General features: G+C 56.9%; 14 protein-coding genes. 9 read left to right on the top strand and 5 right to left on the bottom strand.

The genetic code is table 11. From position 1 onward, the window contains the following. The first annotated feature begins 37 nt into the window (after nt 1-37). From Fuma_RS11265 to Fuma_RS11240, 6 genes are all read left to right on the top strand, one after another. Nucleotides 38-724, top strand: a complete 687-nt coding sequence (locus Fuma_RS11265; RefSeq protein ID WP_077024235.1) for a DUF2062 domain-containing protein — start codon at nt 38-40, stop codon at nt 722-724. Between the two features lie 75 nt (nt 725-799). Beyond that, the gene (locus tag Fuma_RS11260; protein WP_077024234.1) at nt 800-1786 is read left to right on the top strand and encodes a Gfo/Idh/MocA family protein; all 987 of its coding nucleotides are present in this window, start codon (nt 800-802) and stop codon (nt 1784-1786) included. Next, complete coding sequence (locus Fuma_RS11255; RefSeq protein WP_077024233.1) at nt 1783-2577, top strand: SDR family oxidoreductase; 795 nt, start codon at nt 1783-1785, stop codon at nt 2575-2577. The genes Fuma_RS11260 and Fuma_RS11255 overlap by 4 nt, the downstream gene beginning before the upstream one ends. A gap of 32 nt (nt 2578-2609) precedes the next feature. Then, complete coding sequence (locus Fuma_RS11250; protein WP_229360898.1) at nt 2610-4508, top strand: exo-alpha-sialidase; 1899 nt, start codon at nt 2610-2612, stop codon at nt 4506-4508. Next, nucleotides 4505-5995, top strand: a complete 1491-nt coding sequence (locus Fuma_RS11245) for an aldehyde dehydrogenase family protein (RefSeq protein ID WP_077024231.1) — start codon at nt 4505-4507, stop codon at nt 5993-5995. The genes Fuma_RS11250 and Fuma_RS11245 overlap by 4 nt, the downstream gene beginning before the upstream one ends. A gap of 302 nt (nt 5996-6297) precedes the next feature. After that, nucleotides 6298-6639, top strand: coding sequence for a hypothetical protein (locus tag Fuma_RS11240; RefSeq protein ID WP_077024230.1), 342 nt, complete (start codon nt 6298-6300; stop codon nt 6637-6639). Nucleotides 6640-6642: 3 nt separating this feature from the next. On the opposite strand, the gene Fuma_RS11235 is transcribed toward Fuma_RS11240, so the two are convergent. From Fuma_RS11235 to Fuma_RS11225, 3 genes are all read right to left on the bottom strand, one after another. Then, nucleotides 6643-7509, bottom strand: coding sequence for an efflux RND transporter periplasmic adaptor subunit (locus Fuma_RS11235; protein WP_077024229.1), 867 nt, complete (start codon nt 7507-7509; stop codon nt 6643-6645). A 14-nt stretch (nt 7510-7523) separates the two neighbouring features. Beyond that, nucleotides 7524-9671 (bottom strand): efflux RND transporter periplasmic adaptor subunit, encoded by a 2148-nt coding sequence (locus Fuma_RS11230; RefSeq protein ID WP_077024228.1) that lies wholly within the window; start codon nt 9669-9671, stop codon nt 7524-7526. A gap of 74 nt (nt 9672-9745) precedes the next feature. After that, complete coding sequence (locus tag Fuma_RS11225) at nt 9746-11698, bottom strand: efflux RND transporter periplasmic adaptor subunit (RefSeq protein ID WP_077024227.1); 1953 nt, start codon at nt 11696-11698, stop codon at nt 9746-9748. A gap of 281 nt (nt 11699-11979) precedes the next feature. On the opposite strand from Fuma_RS11225, the gene Fuma_RS11215 reads away from it, so the two are divergent. Further along, nucleotides 11980-14781 (top strand): TolC family protein, encoded by a 2802-nt coding sequence (locus tag Fuma_RS11215; protein ID WP_077024225.1) that lies wholly within the window; start codon nt 11980-11982, stop codon nt 14779-14781. A gap of 309 nt (nt 14782-15090) precedes the next feature. Here Fuma_RS11215 and Fuma_RS11210 read toward each other — a convergent pair whose 3' ends face one another. Beyond that, complete coding sequence (locus Fuma_RS11210) at nt 15091-17457, bottom strand: peroxiredoxin family protein (protein WP_077024224.1); 2367 nt, start codon at nt 17455-17457, stop codon at nt 15091-15093. A 254-nt stretch (nt 17458-17711) separates the two neighbouring features. Between Fuma_RS11210 and trpA the strand changes: the two genes are divergently transcribed. Together trpA and rpiB are read left to right on the top strand one after the other, a co-directional pair. Beyond that, nucleotides 17712-18530, top strand: a complete 819-nt coding sequence (trpA, locus tag Fuma_RS11205; RefSeq protein WP_077024223.1) for a tryptophan synthase subunit alpha — start codon at nt 17712-17714, stop codon at nt 18528-18530. Between the two features lie 19 nt (nt 18531-18549). Then, nucleotides 18550-18987 (top strand): ribose 5-phosphate isomerase B, encoded by a 438-nt coding sequence (rpiB, locus tag Fuma_RS11200; protein WP_077024222.1) that lies wholly within the window; start codon nt 18550-18552, stop codon nt 18985-18987. Between the two features lie 48 nt (nt 18988-19035). Here rpiB and Fuma_RS11195 read toward each other — a convergent pair whose 3' ends face one another. Further along, the gene (locus tag Fuma_RS11195; RefSeq protein ID WP_077024221.1) at nt 19036-20427 is read right to left on the bottom strand and encodes a tetratricopeptide repeat protein; all 1392 of its coding nucleotides are present in this window, start codon (nt 20425-20427) and stop codon (nt 19036-19038) included. Nucleotides 20428-20434: the final 7 nt, after the last annotated feature.

The raw sequence follows: 20434 nt of genomic DNA, 5'->3' as shown, positions 1-20434 counted from the left end.
TTCTCTCGATCGTGTGAGAAGGTTAAAAAATCGCCACATGCTGCGTAAGGTACTGAAAATTTCAGCTCATCCACGCCTGCTTCTGCGAAGTGTGTTGGCGCTGGATGATTCGCCTCACGCAATTGCTTTGGGAGTGGCTGTCGGCATCTTTTTCGGCCTGACGCCAACCGTCGGGGTGCAGACGATACTGATTTTGGCGATTGTATTTCTGTCGCGCAGGATCTGTTATTTCAACGGCGCTGCGGCCATGGCCGCGACCTACATTTCGAATCCCTTCACCATGGCTCCGATGTACTATTTTTGGTACCGCCTGGGGAGTCGCTTTGTTCCTGGCAATGCATCGATGGAACAGGTGCGTTCGCTGCTTCAGGTCGACGGGATCGGCCAATGGTTCGACAAAGTTTGCGCCATCGGCGCTGATGTGGGTCTGCCCATGTGCGTTGGCGCTTTGCTGACGGCTCCGTTTGGTGCCTTGTTGGCATATCCAGCGTGCTATTGGTTGTTGAAGTGGTCTGGCCACAATCCCAAGCAGAAGCCGCCCGAACGCGAATCAACAGACGGTCAGGCGTCTGACGCCGGTTCGCCTGAACCAGAAGGCGAACATGGCGACAGCGACCATGACGTCAAAGACGAGACCGGTGTTAAGACCGGCGAAGATCAGCAATCCAAGAGCGAGGATTCTGATGCCAGCGGAGCGATAAAGTCTCCGTGCCTTGCCGTGTGATGGCTGGAAACGCAGAGTCGGATCGCGCAGAATGTGGCTTCTGCCGATCATCCCCGCCTCTTCCTGCCTCCCCCCATGAAAAACATTCTCGTCGTCGGTGCCGGTTCTATTGGTGAACGGCACATTCGCTGCTTCCAAAAAACTGGCCGAGCGGTCGTTGCCGTCTGTGAAATCAACGACGCTCTGCGCGAACGAGTCGTCACAGACTACGCCTTGCCGTCGCAGTTCCGGTCTCTTGACGAAGCCATGGCGCAGTCCTTCGACGCTGCTGTCATTTGCACGCCCGCACATTTGCACATCCCCATGTCGCTGCAACTGGCGAAGCAGGGAGTCGGGTTGCTGATCGAAAAACCGCTCAGCACTTCGACGGATGGCATCGAAGAATTGCAGGCGGTGATTACGCAGCAAAACCTTCCGGCGGGCGTGGCCTACGTAATGCGGAACCATCCCGCCATGGCGGCTCTTAAGCGCGCACTGGACAGCGATCAGTTTGGTCGACAGGTCCAGGTCGTTTACGCTGGCGGGCAGCACTTTCCCTTCTACCGCCCCGCGTATCGCGACACGTATTACGCGAAGCACGAAACCGGCGGCGGAGCGATTCAGGACGCGATTACTCACATCATGAATGCATCTGAATGGCTGGTTGGTCCCGTGAGCAAGCTGGTGGCCGACGCAGAACACTGCGTGCTGGACGGCGTCGACGTGGAAGACACGGTGAACGTGATCACGCGGCATGGTGATATCCCGGGCTCATTTAGTTTGAACCAGCATCAGCCGCCGAATGAAAATCAGCTCACCGTAATTTGCGAACGCGGAACAATTCGAGGCGACTTCACTCGCCATCGGTGGTTGTCATGCGTGGAACCGGGTGCTCCGTGGTACGTGGAAGAAGAATTTTCGCTGGAACGCGACGACATGTTTATCAATCAGGCCAATGCGTTTTTAGACGTGCTGGATGGCACCGCAGAAGCAACCTGCAGTCTTGCAGAGGCTCTGCAAACGCTGAAGGTTAACCTCGCCACTTTGCAATCGGTTCGCGCCGCAGAATGGGTGACGCTATGAATCAGCCAACCGTATTCGACCAATTCAGCATGGACGGGAAAGTTGCCCTGGTCACCGGCGGCACAGGTTTTCTGGGCAGTGCCGCGTGTCGAGCTCTGGCAGAAGCCGGTGCGTCCGTGGTCGTAGCCAGTCGCAGCAAAGATCGAGCGGAAACGGCGGCGGCCAGCCTTCCATCGGCCGGCGCAGCGCGGCACTTTGGCGTGCAGCTTGATCACCTGAACGAAGATTCTCTGGACGCCGGATTCGACGCGGCCGTGAAAGTTGCCGGGCAGGTGGATGTGCTGATCAACAACGGCCAACAGGGACACGCTCTTGATTTGACCGACGTCACTGGTGAGGCGTTTACCAAAGACCTTCAGAACGCAACCGGCTACTTTCTGCTGGCTCGACGCCTGCACGACCATGTGGTCGGTCGGCAGGTGAGTGGATCGATTGTCATGATCGGTTCGATGTACGGCGTTGTGGGTTCGTACCCGGATGCTTACGAAGGCATTTGTGCGGCCAGTCCGGTTCAGTACCATGCGTTGAAGGGCGGCATCATTCACATGACGCGTCACTTGGCGGTGTACTGGGCGAACGAAAATGTGCGAGTCAACTGTTTGAGTCCCGGACCGTTTCCTTCAGAAAAAGCGCCGGCGGAAATGGTCGAACGCCTGAAGACAAAAAGCCCAATGAACCGCATGGGGCGGCCGGAAGAACTTTGCGGCCCACTGCTGCTGCTGGCCAGCGACGCCGGCAGCTATATCACGGGACAGAACCTACTGGTCGATGGCGGCTGGACGGCGTGGTAAGAACTTAACGGAAACTTCCTGAAAGAATCGACGTGATCAGACAACTACTCCTTCCAGCCATCCTGTTGGCGACCTGCACTCAAACGTTTGCCGCCGACCGCAAGCCGATTTCAATTAACGCTGCCACTCGCGAAAAATGCCTGTCCGTCTTGCGCAAAGGCACGCAGGGCGAAGACTTCTGGCCAGCAATGCATGCGGCCGAAGGACTGACGCTTGGCGGACATGGCGCAGAAGTGATTGAACTTCTGGCTCCGAAACTGCCCCACGAAACAGACGATCAGAAACGCTGCGGCCTGGCTCGCGAACTTGTGCGAGCGGGCGATCGTTCGAAGGCGGGCGTGATGCTGAATATCCTTGCCGGCAAAGACGATCACGGCCACGTGCATGCGGCTGAAAGTCTGTACAAGGTTGTTGAGATCGGTGACGGCGTCGCCATGCGGCGTGCGTTTGCTCAGGACGAGAGCATTCCGCTGAAGCTGATGGCTGCGGCCGCTTTGGGGCGATGTGGAAATCCGGACGCTATGCAGTTTCTGCGAAAGACGCTCAACCATGAAGACCCAAATGCGTTGCGGATTGCCGCGTGGATTCTGGGACGCATCGGCGACAAGTCCGACATTCCTCGACTAAAAAAACAACTGCCGCGTATCGAAGATCGGCTGCTGCAGGCGTATGTGCAGCATTCACTGGCGGCACTCGGCAATGACGAAGGTCGATCTGCACTGGCCGAAAACCTGAAGGACGAAGCGGCTGACGTTCGCACTTATGCCGCTACCTTTGCGGGAGACTCATGGGCCACAGAAACGGCAGACACGCTGAAAGCGATGCTGGACGATCCTCATCCCGATGCGGCTATCCGAGCGGCTCAATCGCTGCTGGTGTTGGCAGGCGAACCGCCTCATGATCGAAGTGAAGATATTTCTGTCGTCGTGTATCCGAGCACTAAACAGAATCCGCGATATACGGAAGGCAGTGTCATTGCACTTAATGATGGATCATTGCTGTTTGCCGCGACTGAATTTAGCGGCAGCGGAAGCGATTTTGCGGCTGCTCACATCGTGGCAATGACGTCCACCGATCAGGGACGAACATGGCATAACAAACGAGTGCTACAAGAAAACACGGGCGGCATGAATGTGATGAGCGTCACGCTGCGGCGGATGCCTTCCGGCCAGATCGCCATGTACTATCTTCAAAAGAACAGCCACACCGATTTGGATGCCTTTGTACGTTTTTCTGATGACGAAACCAAAACATTCGGCGATTCCATTCTAATCACGGCCGACGAAGGCTATCACGTCGTCAATAACGATCGAGTCCTTCAGCTTAGCACTGGGCGATTACTGGTTCCCGCGTCGTCATGCCCGGACGTTAAGGGTGGCGGACACTTCAAGAACCACTGCTACATGTCGGATGATGGCGGGCTGACCTGGCGAAATGGCAAGACCATGCTGGACGCTCCCAAACGAGGGGCGATGGAGCCTGAAGTTGTCGAGCTGAATGATGGTCGCATCATGATGCTGATCCGAAACCAACTGGGGTTCGTCGGTAAAAGCTATTCCACCGACGGTGGCGATACGTGGAGCGAAATGGAATCACTTGGCCTGCAGGGGCCTGAAGCTCCCGCCACGCTACGACGAATTCCCTCCACCGGCAATCTGGTGCTGATTTGGAATAACACGTTCGAAGAGGAAGCCGATCACGGTGGCGAACGCACACCGCTGACCGCCGCCGTGTCTGACGACGATGGCGATACATGGCAAACTGTCGGGAACCTGGAAGACGACGCCAGCCGAACCTATTCTTACACGAGCCTGATGTTTGTTGGCGAGCGGATGGCAATGAGTTACTGGGACAGCAAAATTGGCGACCACTCATGGTCGTGCCGATTTCGGTCGCTGCCCGTCATATGGCTTTACGGAAATCAAAAATGACAGACCCAACTTCTGTACTTCCGATCATCGACGGCGTCGAAGTGACCGACGCAGGCCCGACCAGCTTTCCCGTCGTGAATCCGGCAACTGGATCGACAATCGCATCAGAAACCGAATGCGATGCTGCCGCTGTGGATCGGATCGTGACGTCCAGTCAGCGAGCGTTCGAGCAGAAGTCGTGGCAAACAATGGCCGCTGCTGAACGAGGTCGCTTGCTGTTAAAGCTGGCGGATCTTGTGGAAGAAAAGTCGGACGAATTGGTCGACATCGAACTACAGGACACCGGTAAGCCAATTAGTCAGCTTCGCGCGGGAGAAATCCCGCTGACGGCGGCCATCATTCGGTTTTATGCCGGAGCGGCCGACAAGGTAGAAGGTTCGATCAAATCGGGCGTGCCCAGCGAAGTGCTGATGCAGCTTTACGAACCGTACGGCGTAGTGGCCGGAATCCTCCCGTGGAATTATCCTTTCGTCAACGCTGCATTGAAGGTGGCTCCGGGGATCGCGGCTGGTAACGCAATCGTGCTGAAGCCAGCTCAGGAAACGCCGCTGGGCACAGTAGCGTTTGCCAAACTATGTACAGAAGCAGGCATTCCACCTGGCATCGTAAACGTGGTCCTGGGCAGTGGATCGAAGACGGGACAGGCGTTGATTGAACACCCCGCAGTGAAGAAGATTTCCTTCACGGGTTCAACGTCCGTTGGACAGCACATTCAGTCCACGGCTACGTCCCAGATGAAGATGGTGAATCTGGAATGCGGCGGCAAAAATGCGATGGTCGTCTTCGCTGATGCTGACCTGGAACGAGCGGCCGAGGCAGCGTTGTTAAGCGCATTCGTCAACAGCGGTCAGTTGTGTGTTTCATGCTCGCGACTGCTGATCGAAAAATCAGTGGCGTCAGAATTTGAAGCCATGCTGGTGGAACGAGCGAAGAAGATTACGCTCGGCGACCCTAAGAACGAAGACACACTGATTGGTCCGATGATCACCAACGGCCAATATGAAATCGCCTTGAAGTACCTGGCCGAATCCGGTGGCGAGGGGCGTCAGATTTTGTGCGGCGGTGGCAAAGCGGAAGTTAACGGCGCGTGCGCCAACGGATTCTGGCTACAGCCGACGATCGTGTCCGGCGTAAAGCCGGGCATGCAGGTTCACGACGAAGAAATCTTCGGCCCGGTCTTAAGCGTTGTGCAATTCGAATCTGAGGCAGAAGCCGTCCGCATTGCGAATTCCGTCGACTACGGCCTGTCTGGTTCGGTGTGGACGCGAGACGGTTCGAAGGCGTTGCGAGTTTCCAAGGCGCTGGATACGGGGATTGTGTGGGCAAACACGATGCTCGCCGGCTATCCGCAGATCTCGTTGTCACCACACAAGCTAAGCGGCACTGGCGTGGAACTCGGCATGGAAGGTCTGCTGGCTTACTTGAAACGCAAGAGTATCGTGATCGGCATCGACGACGACGCCCCGATGGGCTGGGGCCTGGGCTAGAGCAGTTTCTCTCTTGTTGCGGGACGATTAGGGCTTGTTGGAAGCAGCCTTCATCGTCCGAGCGGCTTGTCCCGAGGCCACAAGTCAGCGAAATCCGCGGTGGCCGGCGAATCACGTGGGTACTTTTGCCCATGGCTTGTCGGCATCACGCGCGGAACGCGCATAACCGCAAGCCAGCGGATCTAAACGCAAATAGGGCGTCCCACACACGTGCCGGAGTGAAAGTGGAATCCTATGCGCGGACGATAAAACCTACGTAGCAAAGGATTCGAGACATTCACTTCCAGGATGGAGCGCGAGTGATGGCATCAACCCGGGCAAACACCACAAACTCAAAGTCCAAGTCGGCGGCCAAATATCGAGTCGACGGCGCAGAGTTGAAGCCGCCGACGCCGCATGCCTTCACGCTGCCCAACACCTCTGAGATCCGTCGCCTAAACCGCTGGCTGCAGCATGAAGATCTCACGCTGCAGGAATTCGGCGAAAAGCTGGCTCAGTACGGTGGCCTTGGCCGCTACGTCGTGGCGATCGCGAATCATCGCGGTCGCCATCGAGAAACAAGCATTCGTGAACCCGTTCACGCCGCCGCGTTTCTGGGCATTTCCGGACTGCAGAAAATTCTGGAACCACTGATTGAAGAATAGTGGCTATCGGGCGTTGGTTACGCGTCCGATGGCGGTGTTGTTGTCCGAATTCTTCAACACCACACTAAAGCCAGCCGGAAGCAGTGTCTGGCTGTTGTTGATCTGCAGAAGACAACGAAACGTGTCGCTGGCCGAATCGATAATCGGCGATACGGAAACCACCGAAGCATTGATGCTGTTTGCGATCGGTTGACCGGCCTTCAAAGGCAACGTCTGTCCGCGCTGGACGGTGCCGTACAGTCGAGACGGCAGATGCATCTCGACTTCCAGCGTCGACAAATTGGCCATGGTGACGATCAACTGCGAAGGATCGATGGCTCCTGACTTCCGGTGAATTTCTGTCACCAGTCCGTCAAAAGGCGCGGTGATGGTGTATTGAGCCAGCTGAGCTTCCGCAAGTTGACGGTTGGCTTCGGCGGCTTTCAGGATGTCTCGCTGCTGTTCGATGGCGGCCGCGGCTGAATCTCGGACTCCTTCTGCTTCTTCCAGTTCAAAACCGGCGCCGGCCCCGCGACTCAATGCTGCTCGCAGCCGGTTCAGTCGACTGACTGCCATCCGGTGTTCCACTTCGGCTCGTTTCAGAGCCCCGGTCAGGTTGGCTTCGACCGTGGCCGCCAGCAGGCGAGCTCTGGGAACTCGGTCATCCATGGTCACCAACGGCGTGCCTTTCTTCACGAACTGCCCTTCCTTCACGTGCACTTCGACGATCGTGCCAGGCACCAGTGACGGCAGCTCGGCGATTTCTGATGGGCGTGCCACGCCGTGCAACTGGTCACCTAGTTGAAACAGATCCGATTCATCCGCGGCGGCAAACGACGTGCATGCGAAAGCAGAGGCTGCGACGATCGCTATGGTGTTGAGATTTTTCATGAGTACTTCTTTGTCTAAGTTACCAGTAGCTTGTTCACGAAACGCATGCACTTGCGAACTGTCCAGGCAGCCACGCTTTCGTATCGGCGAGGAAGATTCAGATGAATCCGAGCTCCGTGTTCGGTCAGCTTTAAGATGTCCTGCGTTGGTTCAATATCGATCTGGAAGACGGGTTCCAGTGGTCGGCGAGTCGTTGGATCAATCAAAATTTCGCCGCCTCCAATGTAGGTCAGTGCGAGTTGGTCGAAGACACCTTCAGCGGCTGGTTCGACACTGACAATCTTTCCGGTGTACGTCGTTGTCGACCTGCCAGGTACTCGGAAGGTCACTTCCGTTCCGGCTTCTCGTTGAATACTGCCAAGCTGGTCTTCATTGACCCACGTCCGCAACAGAGGCTTGCCTCTTACAACCACAGCCAGCGGCGTGCCTTCCCGTAGAAAACGGCCCTGGTCGGTGCGAGACAGCAGTCGCACAACTTTGCCATCGTCTGGTGCGGAGAGTGTCAACTTATGGACCTGGCGAGCCGTTTCTTCGACTTGCTGCTGCAATTCCTTCACCGTTGCTTTGTGTTGAGCGGCTTCGGAACGATCGACTTCCTGAGTCACTTCCCATCGCAGAATGGCTTCCTTCAAACTCGCACGAGCGACGCTTAATTCTTCCTGTAGGCGATCGTTTTTTAACGTTGCCAATGGTGCCTCAGCGGTGACCTGCTGGCCGGCCTCGACCAGTGGCGTCTGAAATTCGCCAGGAGAATCGACGTTCACGAAGTGTTCTACTTCCGCGCCGACGATTCCCTGAGTCACGACGCCAAACGGAAACGGGACCACGCACGCCGCAATCGGTAAGCCGATCAGTACCACCGCTGCCAGCAGGCGGGCTCGACCGCGAACGGGCTCAGTCTCTTTGCTTTTCAACAAATAGCCTGCCATTTTTATTGCTCCAAAACCTACCGAAGTGATCACGTGAAACGCCGCCAGTGCGAGGCCGACGATTGGAAACTTCATCGCCACGACAACGGCGATGCTGATAATCAGGAAGAATTTGTAAATCGTCGCGGAGATGCCATAGACGACCAGCATGCCCTTCGTGAGCAACGAATCGTTCGACGCCGGACGCTTAATGCCCAGCAACGTTGACGTCAGCATCCCTTTGATTTGAGCGTCTGATTTGGGGCGAAGGTTCTGAATGCCAATCAGCTCGCTCAGGATGAAGTAACCGTCGAACTTCATCAGCGGGTTTGCGTTAAACAGCAGCGTGACCAACCCCGCCATGATGAACAATTGGTAGGCACACGACGCCAACATGGGGCTGCTTGAGAACGCCCAAACAAAGACAGCGGGGATGAAGATCAGCGATTCGAAAAACATTCCGCCGCACATCACGGCCAGTCGCCGACGGCGTTCGGGGAAGCTCCAGGCCGAAGTGGCATCAACGTATGCGGCCGGAGTTCCAGCGATCAGGATAGTGCCCATTTCCGGCACGAAACCGCCGAATGTCTTGCACGCATAACCGTGCCCCAGCTCATGCCAGATCTTCAGTAAAACGAACGAGCCCCACAAGAAGGGCAGGTTCTTTGTGGCCAGAATTCCGTTTAACGGCTGGACCAAATCACCAAACCGACTGACGATGACAAATCCTGTCAGGGCCATCGCCACCAGCCACACGGCCAGAAACGCTTTCGTAAACAGCCACGAAACCCGGCCGACTGTTCGTGTTAGAAATCGATCGGGGTTGACCAGTGGGATCTGCAGGAACAGAGCACTCAGGAACTTCCCCCGCCGTTTCATCGCGCGGACTTTGTTGTGCTGATCGAACAGCTTCGCGCCGTTGGACTGCGGCAGAACGATCAGGCCAAGTCGTGCAAAGGACGTGATCAGTTCGAAGTAGATCTGTTCTTCGTCCTGATGGAATTCCTGCTTCGCGACAAGCGACTTGAAGTTCTCATCCAGTTTGATGGCCGGGTCGATGGCCGCGAGGACTCGGTATTGAAAAACCGAAAGGCGGTGCGTCCGAAACGAGACGGGATCGTGGATGACGTAGACCGGGTGCCCCTGATACACCTGACGGCTGACCTTCAGATCCGAACGCAACGTCACCGTAAGTTCTCGGGCCTGAGCCAGAGGATCGGCGGGCGTGTTTGCGGTTGGCTGAGGTGTTGTCATGGTCTATCGGGAATTGTCAGGGATCGTGCGAGCTGGTTCTGTGCAGAAACACAAGCGGCTGGGCGCGGTGGTTTCTAAAACCAAAAGTTCGTGCGTGCCCAGTCGACAGCTCGGTGCATCGCAACCCACCACACCGGTCGCGGAACCGTTTCGATCCGAGCCGTACCTTCCATGCCGGATTTCATCCATTCCGGTTGAGACTTCAACGGTGCTCGAGCGATAAACACGTTGCGATCCTGCATCAGCGTGGCCGCTCCATCGATGTGTTCGATCGTGAACGACTGCTTTTCTGTAGGCAGCGACGCGGCGGCGAACGTTCCGGTTTGGTCGGCCGTTACGTAGTTCATGATGTCGTCCGGAACTTCAATCTCCAGTAACCAGTTGCCTTCCGGCGCCAGTTGCAGCAGTTCATCCCCTTGCGGGAAAACCTGTCCGCTACGCTGGTCGAGATCGGACAGCACGACGGTTCCATCCATCGGTGCAACGATGGTTGCATCCTGAATCTGACGTTGAATGGCGGCCGCTTCTGTTCGCAATACGGTGACTCGTGATCGAGCCAAAGCCGCGACGGCCAGGTCGTCGTCACTGATGGCTCGGCGAAGTTCGACCTGAGCGGTTTCGATTTGCCGTTGCAGGCCATTCAACTGCAGCCGCAGGTCGACAGTATCGAATTCGACCAACAAATCACCTTCCGAAACGCGTTGTCCCGGGCGCACATGAACGGTTTGCAGCTTGCCGTCGAACGGCGCAGAAAAGTGGCGCAGACCCGCGGCGGTTACTCGAGTGCGGCACAGAGGGCGATATGTCATCGTCCCGAAGATAAACCACAGTGACGCAAGTCCAATCGCGGCAAGAGTTACCTTGCGGCCGATCGATCCTTTGCTGATATTGCGGCGAGCCGTTTCGCCGACGGCTGTTTTTACCTGAGCCGCCACCGATCGGTTGGCCTTCTCCACAACACGAATTGCCCCGCCGTACGGAGTTAGCATCATTCGCAATTTGTCGAGTTCGTCCTGACGAAACGGCAGGTTGGCCGGGCGACGAATGCTGATCACGCCCGTGATTTCGTCTCGCTGTTTTAGTGGGATACTGCAGACGCACGAGTTGTGGCTTTCGGCGGACCACTGTCGATGAAGGGGCATGGAATCCATGCCTTCCGGCGGTTCCGTTTGAGCGACCGTGATGTCCGCCGTATCAATGCACTCTTCCATGGCCTGCCGGACCAGTGCGATGCCGGGACTGCTGGCTTTGAAGTCGGCGATCCCTGAAACGGCTTCTACGGTGACACGCTGATTGTGTTCCACACCGAAAAAGACCTGTTCGGCTTTCAGTTGTCCGCACAGAGAATTCACAATCGAGTAGCCGAATTCTTTGGTGGAACCGAACTGAGCCGTGTTGGCCAGAGCGTGTGATTCCTGGTGCGGTTCGGCGACGTTGCGACCGGCCGCAAGGCCAGCGGCCGCCGCATTATTGGGGGGCTCTTCACTAAAACGCCGCTGCGTCGAGGAACTCTTTGCGACCAACACGGCGGAAACAACGGCGACGATCCCATCCAGTCGCGGCAGTACAACATCGGCTTTGTAGGTGCCTCCACCCAGCATTAACGTGACGACGCCTTCGACGCTGTCGTTGGCGATGTCGATGATCGGTGCAGAGATCAGCGACAGCTTTTGGTCGCCTCGTTCAAAGCGTTTTAGTTTGGGTTCAGAATTGGCCGCCGACTTTACTTCGTCAGCCAGCGGAGCGAGGAATTCAGCGTTAAAGCGGTCGGCCATCGCCTTGGCCAGAATCGCGTTGTGAGTCATTCGCGATTCGGACTTATCACCAATGCGGAAGTCCACTCGCCCAATCGTCGCGTTGAACTGTTCGCTGCAGATTTCCAGAACCTTCTCAAACAGCGCCTGCCGCGACGGGCAGTCCAGCAGCAACGGCCGAATCTGCGAATTCAGACTTCGCGACTTCATGGCCGGGGCAGGACGGGCTCCGTCGGCACCAGGACGAGCGGTTGTTGGATCCGTGGGCGTCATAGAAAACTTCGGTCAAGAATGCGTGATTGGCCTGAGCTTTCATTAGACACCATGGCACGGACCTGGGCCGGACATTCATGCGTGTCCCGGCCGGTTCAGACGCAACAACGGCAATCCCTGCTGGTTTCGGTCAACGTGTCTTCATTCTGCAACGCCTATTGCCGCCTGACCGCCGCGCATCGGCACAACCCGTATAACCGGAAAACTCAAGCTGATCGGTGCAACCGGCCGATCATCATCTTTGAAGGCTTCTTGCGCACATTCAGGCACTGGAATTACTCGTGACGTCACCCGCCGAAAAAATCGGAACTGAAGCGCCGGAATCGCGGGTGGCTGGAAACGGTGGTGTTAAACCGCCTTCCGCCACGACGAAGGCTCGAAGATCCCAGCCTGTCGCCGTTCACCGCAATGGCTTTGCCTTGCTGGGGGCTGCACTTCTTTGCACCGCCGTGTGGACGACGTTACCGCTGACCGCGAGTCAGCCGCAGCCGTCAGAAGAAGCCGAGACAGCCGAATTCACACTGTCGATCGAGCCCAATGTGCGGCATGCCGAATACATTGCGGCGTCCGGAAATTCAGGATCCGGCATCGCAGCGAAGCCGAAACACCAGAAGATTCGTCAGGTCAGTTCGCAGTTCGAATCGACATCAGTCAACAGCGGGCATTCGTTTGGCGCGCCGCTCACAGCGTCGCAGCGTAGCAGCGGCGTGAGTTCCGCGCGGTGGTCCTCCGATTTTGAAGCTGCAAACCTGACGGCAGCGAACGGGCGTCGTCCGAGGCCGATTTCGGTCTTGCCGAATCAGCACGGCTCAAACCAGTTGGCAGGGCCGACACTAGATGCTGCTTTTGATGACTCCATTTCAATCATGCCACGCGGGAAAGATGGCCCGAGCAACGTAGCTTCGCCGCTGATCACAAATCACGGCGCTCGTTCAGTGGAAGCCAATCGGCGTGAAGCCGCTAACGTTCAACAAAGGACGGCGTCGCCCGCGATTTCTGTTCTACCCGGCGAACGGGACATGGGTAGCAGATTGCAGAGCGGACATTCTCATGAAGTCCGACCGGTTAGCGTGTTGCCTTCGTCTGCCGCCGAAACGGACGCTCGACAACAGATCGCCGAAGGGGATGCGGATCTGCGTTTCAGTCAGCTTCCGGGCGAAGCCGATTCAGCACCGCCCAGACGATCACCAGCGACCGCAGGGCATTCGTTTCTGACGCCTGATCGAAGTTCAGAGACACAGGCGGCGGCAGCCACCGACTCGCGTCCCGTGCATGTACCTCCAAGCTCTCAAACACATACGATCGGACAAGCCTCGACTTCGAACGTGGCAGAAAATGAGGACCCGATGCCGTATTCGGTCCTTCCCCAAAGGTATGGCACAACGGATGCGCCGCGAGCGAGCCGGCCAACGATGACGGCTGGGCACGCCGGGCTGCAGATCCCCAACGCAGACGCGCCGCCGGCCACTACGCTCGCCGCGCCGTCAACCAATTCCACGTTTCCGTCGCAGCCATTCGCCTCCAACCAAAGCGGTTTTGCTGCAAGCGACTCCAGTCATTTAGGCGCCGATCGCCGCAGTTTGCTGTGGTGGGAAGAACGAATTGGTCAGCCGATTCTAACCGGCCGTCACGCGCTGCCCATGTCGTTGCAGCAGGCGCTGGGGCTGGCTCTGACAGAAGCGCCGGAGCTCAAAGTTTTGAATTCCGATTGGTTTATCCAGCAGGCGGAAGTCGACCGACTTGATGCGGCTTTCGATTGGACCACTTTCGCTGAAACGATTTGGAACCGCGACAGCAATCCCGTTGGAAGCACGCTTGATGGAGCTGCTCAGCAACTGCGCAGCCGAACGCTGAGTTCGCGAAGCGGCGTGAAACGGCTATCGCGGGATGGCTCCGAATTCGAGCTCGCTCAAAACTTTGGCACCAAAAGCAGTAACTCACAATTCATCAGCCCCAACTATCAGGGCACGTCACGGATCACTTTTGACTACCAACGTCCATTGCTGCAGGGAGCGGGCGAGCATTACAACACCAGCGCGGTTCGCCTGGCCGAAATTGGCAAAGACACGGCATACGATCGGCTGCAGGCGGGCATTCAGGATCACCTGCTGGAAGTCGCTTCGTCTTACTGGGCGTTGGTTCTGCGCCGAGGTCAGTATTTGCAGGCAGTCACGTCGTTGCAACGAGCGACTCAGATTGCCGACGAGATGGCGGGACGCATCGAAGTAGACGTCACGCCGGCGATGATGGACCGAGCTCGTTCTGAAGTCGCCACTCGCAAGGCCTCATCGATCGAAGCCAGACACGACATCGTTCGAGCTCAGGATGCACTGCTGCGGCTGATCTATGGTTCTCGGTTTACAGATTTCGTCAATCAGGAAGTGCTACCGGAAACTCTACCGATGCGTCAGTGCCAACCGATGCAGCCCGAACAACAGATCGAAAAAGCGCTGCATGAACGATCGGAAATTCATGAAGCCATTCGTGAAATCAAAGCGGCGTCGGTCAGATTTGATGTGGCTGCCAACGAAATCCTGCCCGTTCTGGATATGGTTCTGACTGGCTACGTGGCGGGCCTTCGCGGAAATTCAAACATCGGCCAAGCCTGGCTTGATCAGTTTCAAAGGGCAGAACCTGGCGTTGGAATTGGCTTCAACTTCGAAATCCCGTACCGCAACAGAGCGGCTCAGGCGAAAGCCGAACAGGGGCACGTTGCCATCCGTCGCATGCAGGCTCAACTGGAAGCGACGATCGGCATGGTGACGGAGGATGTCCGCAACCAGGTCATTCAACGCAACAAGTACGGAGCCGTTTTGGCTCAGCAAAAAGAAGCGTTGGACAGAGCCAATAAGATTCTGAAGTACACAGAAACTCGCCGCGCCGTGCTGGCCGACGGCGTTGCCGTTGCAGACCTGTACCTCGAAAACCTACTGCAAATGCAGGCTCGACTACAGTCCGCCGAATTCGCCTACCTTGAGTCCCAGGTCCGCTACTCACTCGCCGACAACGCGCTCCTGCGAGCCACCTCCCAGATCGACACCATTGCAAAGCCGGGTAGCCCCGGCGGGCGATTGGCGTGGTGATTGGGTGCGCACGACCAAGCTGAAGCGCCGGCGGTGCTCCCGCTGGTCGCTTTCAGGTGGGATGCAGTTGCCAGAGGTCTCGGGATGTGCAATTTATGACTCCAAGTTTTTGGGGTTTGTGTGTGGAAACACTTTCCCCCTACCGCGTTAGAGACCGTGCGGGTTTCGAATAATCGCCGCCAATTTTTACCTCTCCCAGGCGAAGCCGTTGGGGGGAGGTCGGACAAGCGAAGCAACGTCCGGGAGGGGGCCACGCGCGGGCCGGCCCACCAAAATACGTTCCGCGCCCGGCTCGCCGCCGACCGCCGACTACTTTGGCAACACGGTGAGCCGTTCGGTCTTTGTGGTGGCTTCCCAGTTGTCCTGGCCGAGTAAACGGTTGGCTTCTTTCAGGACGAAGTCCGGATCCATAAACGGTTCGTAGCTGATGTCCTGCCAGCGGATACGCCCTTGGGTGTCGATGACAAACGTGCCATGCAGCGGCTGTTTTTCGAAGTCATCGTAGCAGCGGTAGGCCTTGAAAATGCTCAGGTCAGAATCCGAAACCAGTGGGAATGGAAATCCGTTTTCCAGGTCCTCATACGCCCGTTTCATCACGGTCTGTTTGTCTGAGCTGATCGCGACGACCTCGTAGCCTGCCTTGCGGAATTCTTCTGTCTTCGGAGCAAACGCCTGCAGCTGTTCAGCACAGTGCAGACACCCGGCACCCAGATAGAAGATCACGACCACGGGCTTGCCGTCGAAATCTGATAGTGAACGCGGATTGTTGTCGACGTCGTGTAACGTCCAGTTTGCAGCCTGCACGGGCTGCCAGCGAAACGGACCCAGCGAACTCAGCGCCGGGCGAGCTCCAGTGTCCGACGCGACTGTCGCTTCCATTCGCCAGTTCGCGTCGAACCCAAGCTCAGTGGCGATAGGCGTCAGGTTAGCGAAGGCAGGCACTTGCAAATCGACAGCACTGGATAGCTTCCGAAGTTCCTCGAATGCCTTCCTGGCGTCGTCCTTCTTGTCGGCCGCCCACAGTGTTGCGACCTGAGCGGCAAGGGGGCGGACTTCGCCGCGGTTACTGCGAACGTGAGCGTTGATCTTCTTGACTGCTTCGTCTTTCTGACCATCCTGCAGCATTAGTGCCACCTGTTCTTCGACAGGAACTCCGTCCGCCTTTTTGAACAGCTCAAGTGCCCTTTTGACGTCGCCTTCACGCGCGGCCAGACGACCGTCGATTTCAGCGATGGCTTTGTCGATGTCTTTAAGACGATTCTTGAACTTGCCTTCTGCGTCGCTGCGAGCCTTCTTGATTTCCTTTTCGTTCTTCTTTTCCTCTTTGGCCTTTGCTTCGGCTTCGTCGCCCGCTTTCTTTTGCTTGGCTTTTTCGTCAGTCGCTGCTTTGTCGAGTTCGCTGCGGATCGCATTTGCTTTCTCAACGTCACCGACGGCGACCAGTGCAGAGGCAAGGTAGCGGTCTCGCTTTAAGTCTTCGCCTTCGTTGTCGCACTTTTCCAGGTACGGGGTGTCGGCGAGGGCGATTAGCTGTTCGTGCAGCTGGTATGTTCGCAGGACGTCCTGCAACCGCTGCCGACCGTATTTGTAGCTGCCCGATTTTCCAATGTGGTTGTACTTCGGATGCCGCGGCATGGAGATCATATTCTTCGCCAAATCGATGGCATCGTTGACTCGGCCAACGTGTACCAGATTGCGAATGCACCATTCATTGTTATGAGCGAAGTTGTGAATCTGGTCGGGAATCACAAGGTCCTTCATCATGTGAGCATGGTCAACTCGTGCAGAGGCTTCCTGCTGGTAGACAGCGTCGTGATAGCGTTTTAGCCGCGAATAGATGTGGCCGGGCATGTGCCACATATGAGCGATCGCGGGAGCCGCCAGGCCGCAGCGAGCCGCAGATTCCAACGCCATCTCAGCCTTGTGCGAATCCCATAAGTGAATGCGATAGTGGTGCACCGGATGCAACGGTTCCACGTCCAATACCTGCTGAATCAAAGCGTCAACCGCGAAGTAGCTGACCATGTCGATGCCTTCACGTTTAGCTGACCAGAGGAATTCGCAGAGAAACGCTTTCACTTCGATGTCGTCCGGAAAATCAAACAGTATGGCTTCAAGATCCGTGACGTACTTCTTTGCTCGCTTTTCTTTTTCTTCTTTCGATCCAGCCTTCGCGTTGATGTAGGTCTCGAATGCCTTGATCAGCATCTGTTCTCGCTTGGAGACTTTGTCTTTTCGTTCCGTCGCTTTTTCGATGAAGCCCTTCGCGCGATCAGTGCTTTTGCGGTTTGACATCGCCATGCCCCAGTACGCCGTGGCACAGTCAGGGTCAATCATGGCTGCCTGGCGGAAACAGCGTTCGGATTCGAAGTACCAGAAGCCGTGCAGTTGACCGACTCCCTGTCGCACGAAAGCTCGCGCTTCGTCCGATTTAGTGGTGACGTCGAAATGCACGTTGCCGACTCCGTCCATCAGATAGGCCGCCTGGCGTGGTCCTTCGTTAAACACTTCACCGTGCCCGGAATGCCCTTCCAGAAGCACGTCGTCTGTGGATTCTTTGGGTGGTGTCGCGTCTTTGGCAGTCGGCTTCGCTTCGTCGCCTTGCGAGACCGGCAGTGATGCGAAGTAGCTGCACAATGGAATGGCAACGGCGGCAAGCTGGAGCAGATGTTTCATGGCGATGGGAACCAGGTTGGGTGTGGGGCGGGAGTGACGCGTTTAACAGACCATCAGTTCGGCATGCGTCTCAAAGGCGTTCCGTAGCACTTATTGTGGACTTCTGGAGCAGTGTCGGCAAGGATCGGGCAGAAAAGAGGTCCATCTTTCGCGGAACCGTCGCCCACATTTGGACTCAGCCTGCCCAGCCGTTAATCTGCCGCTTCCAATCATTCCGCCTTTTGCATTTTTGCCTTCAGCCTTTAGCACCCTCAATGTCCCGGATATCCGAAGCCTTTGACAATGCAGCTCAAGCGGGCCGCATGACATTTATGCCTTTCATCACGGCAGGCGATCCCTCAACCGACACCACGGCCGCTGTGCTTAAAGCGCTACGCGATGCGAAAGTGGACCTGATTGAACTAGGGTTTCCCTACAGCGATCCCATCGCCGACGGCCCCGTGATTCAGGCGTCGTACACCAGAGCCCTCGACAACGGCCTCACGGTGCAGCAGGTTCTGGACATGATGGAATCACTCAAGGAAGAAGGTTTGCCGCCTGTGCTGGCGATGGTGTCTTACGCAATCGTCTTCCGCTACGGCATTAAGAGTTTCGCAAATAAGGCAGCGCAAGTTGGCTTCAGCGGTTTGATTATGCCTGATCTTCCGGCCGACGAAGCAGAAGAGATGGCAGCGGTGGCCAAGGCTGAAGGGATGGACCTTGTCCAGCTGATCGCGCCGACAACGACAGAAGCTCGCACGCAGCAGATTCTGGATGCGTCCAGCGGCTTTGTGTACTGCGTATCTGTCGCGGGGACGACGGGCGTGCGTAAACAGTTGCCAGCAGAATTGACTGATCAACTGAAGTCGATGCGGAAGTCCACAACTCTGCCGCTTGCCGTGGGGTTTGGCATTAGCAGCCCGGAACAGGTTGCAGAACTGGAAGGTGTCGCCGACGGTATCATCGTGGGGTCCGCCATCGTGCGACGCATGACTGAGGCTGCCAATGCGGCCGAAGCTGCCAGTTCGGTACAGGAATTCGCTGAAGACATGTGCCGCGCCGTTGCGGCCGTAAAACCTTCAACGCGGGTCTGAAGGAATAGGGCACCACAGCATGAAGATCGCAATCGCCTCAGACCACGCCGGTTACGAATACAAACAGCAGATCATCGCGAAGCTGATTGAGCTGGGGCATGAGCCTCACGACTTCGGCACGGATTCAACGGATTCAGTCGACTACCCGGATTACATCCGCCCTGCGGCCGAAGCGGTGGCTCGCGGTGAGTTTGACCGCGGCATCGTGCTGGGCGGTTCCGGCAATGGCGAAGCGATTGTGGCCAACCGAGTTCCCGGCGTCCGCTGCGGGCTGTGCTGGAATGAAGAATCTGCTCGCCTAAACCGTCAACACAATGACGGCAACGTCCTAGCGTTGGGCGAGCGGATGATGGACCTGAAAACAGCGTTGGCGATTGTCGACGTGTGGCTGAAGACGCGGTTTGAAGGCGGACGACATGTCGCCCGTATCTCAAAGATCGACGCGGCGCAGCAGTAGTTCGAACTCTGCACCAGCACTCACTGTTTCAAGCTGCCGAACCGGCGGCTATTGAGCCGGAAACGGGACGGGCTTGGCGGCTGTTTCGTGGCTGTCTGATTGGCCAGCTACGCCGGACAGGATCTGCTGAGCCTTCTTCAGGTCTTCCTGTGCGAGTTGCGTTTGGCCGGCTGCCTTGCGCTGTTCGGCTCGACCTTTATAGGCTTCTGCAACAACCTCGTCGAAACGATTGGCTGCTTCGAAGTCTTTCACTGCCTGATCAAAATTCTTCAGTGCCAGCCACGCGTCGCCTCGAACGGAGAACGCATTCGCCGATGGTTCGACAACCAGTGATTGATCGCAATCGGCAATCGCTTTTTGAAGTTCCCCCGTTTGAAACCACGCATAGGCGCGGCCATTAAGAGCGGCAAGGTTGGCAGGATCCAGCGACAGGGCGCGGGAATAGTCCTGGACCGCAGCGCCGAATTCGGAGCCGGATGTCAAATGCCGAGCTCGCTGAATCCACGCATTGGCGTCATTGGATTTTTGAGCGGCGTGGTTCGTAAGTTGAGCCAGGCCCGTCAACCACGCGACTCGGTTGCCATCGGCCGTTGCTTCTTCAAATCGTTCCAGCTTCAGGTACGCGGCGCGACGATGGTTTCGCCAGCGAACGTCCAGCGGAGCGAGTTCGATTGCTTTAGAAAACGCTTCGACGGCTGCGTCATAGTTTTCCTTCTGCATGTTCACAAGGCCGAGGTTATTCCATGCCGTTGTGTACTTCGGATTCAGCTTCACGGCCTGCTGTAAATCGCTGAGCGATTGGTCGAGTTTTCCGGCTTTCATTCTGACAAAGCCAAGGTTGTTGACGGCATCGACGTACTTGCGATCGAGTTCCGTTGCCTTGACGAAGTCAGCTTCGGCAGCGTCGTAGTTGTTGGCAGAAAGGTGAATCAGCCCGCGATTGTTCCATGCCGCCGCCAGGCTGGGATTCAGTTCCAATGCTTTGTTGAAATCGTTCAGAGCATCGTTGGTCGCTCCGCGAGTCATCAAGAAGTAGCCGCGCACGTTGTGCAGTTCGGCGTTGTTCGGGTCGGCCTGAATGGCCAGCGAAAAGTCAGCTCGAGCGTTGGCGAATTCACCAATCAACGCATACACGTCGGCTCGCATGCGAAACAGCGTGGGGTCTTTCGGGTCGATCCCGATGGCCTGGCTAAGTGCTTCGACGGCAATCGGCGCTTTTCCACCGACGATGCCCGCTTTGGCCTTTGCTACCAGCTGTTCAACGGCTGGGTTCGCCATAGCTTCGGGCAGCGTGGCTGGTTTGTTACCGCCGACATTCTCCGCTTCCACCGGACTCTTGATCGACAGCGGCACGCCTGCCGTGTCAGCGGGAGTCTCGGGGGACCCGGAACCGCAGCCGGTGACGAAAAACAATCCAATTGACAGCACAATCCAGCGCATGTGTTCG

The organism is Fuerstiella marisgermanici, from assembly GCF_001983935.1.
Lineage (GTDB): Bacteria > Planctomycetota > Planctomycetia > Planctomycetales > Planctomycetaceae > Fuerstiella > Fuerstiella marisgermanici.
The sequence above is the reverse complement of the archived record's forward strand: the minus strand, read 5'-3'. Positions and strand labels throughout refer to the sequence as shown.

Coding starts and splice junctions, on each gene's coding strand:
- Fuma_RS11225 (WP_077024227.1), bottom strand. CDS start 11,698: ATGACGCCCACGGATCCAACAACCGCTCGTCCTGGTGCCGACGGAGCC.
- Fuma_RS11265 (WP_077024235.1), top strand. CDS start 38: ATGCTGCGTAAGGTACTGAAAATTTCAGCTCATCCACGCCTGCTTCTG.
- Fuma_RS11235 (WP_077024229.1), bottom strand. CDS start 7,509: ATGAAAAATCTCAACACCATAGCGATCGTCGCAGCCTCTGCTTTCGCA.
- Fuma_RS11195 (WP_077024221.1), bottom strand. CDS start 20,427: ATGCGCTGGATTGTGCTGTCAATTGGATTGTTTTTCGTCACCGGCTGC.
- trpA (WP_077024223.1), top strand. CDS start 17,712: ATGTCCCGGATATCCGAAGCCTTTGACAATGCAGCTCAAGCGGGCCGC.
- rpiB (WP_077024222.1), top strand. CDS start 18,550: ATGAAGATCGCAATCGCCTCAGACCACGCCGGTTACGAATACAAACAG.
- Fuma_RS11245 (WP_077024231.1), top strand. CDS start 4,505: ATGACAGACCCAACTTCTGTACTTCCGATCATCGACGGCGTCGAAGTG.
- Fuma_RS11210 (WP_077024224.1), bottom strand. CDS start 17,457: ATGAAACATCTGCTCCAGCTTGCCGCCGTTGCCATTCCATTGTGCAGC.
- Fuma_RS11230 (WP_077024228.1), bottom strand. CDS start 9,671: ATGACAACACCTCAGCCAACCGCAAACACGCCCGCCGATCCTCTGGCT.
- Fuma_RS11240 (WP_077024230.1), top strand. CDS start 6,298: ATGGCATCAACCCGGGCAAACACCACAAACTCAAAGTCCAAGTCGGCG.
- Fuma_RS11255 (WP_077024233.1), top strand. CDS start 1,783: ATGAATCAGCCAACCGTATTCGACCAATTCAGCATGGACGGGAAAGTT.
- Fuma_RS11260 (WP_077024234.1), top strand. CDS start 800: ATGAAAAACATTCTCGTCGTCGGTGCCGGTTCTATTGGTGAACGGCAC.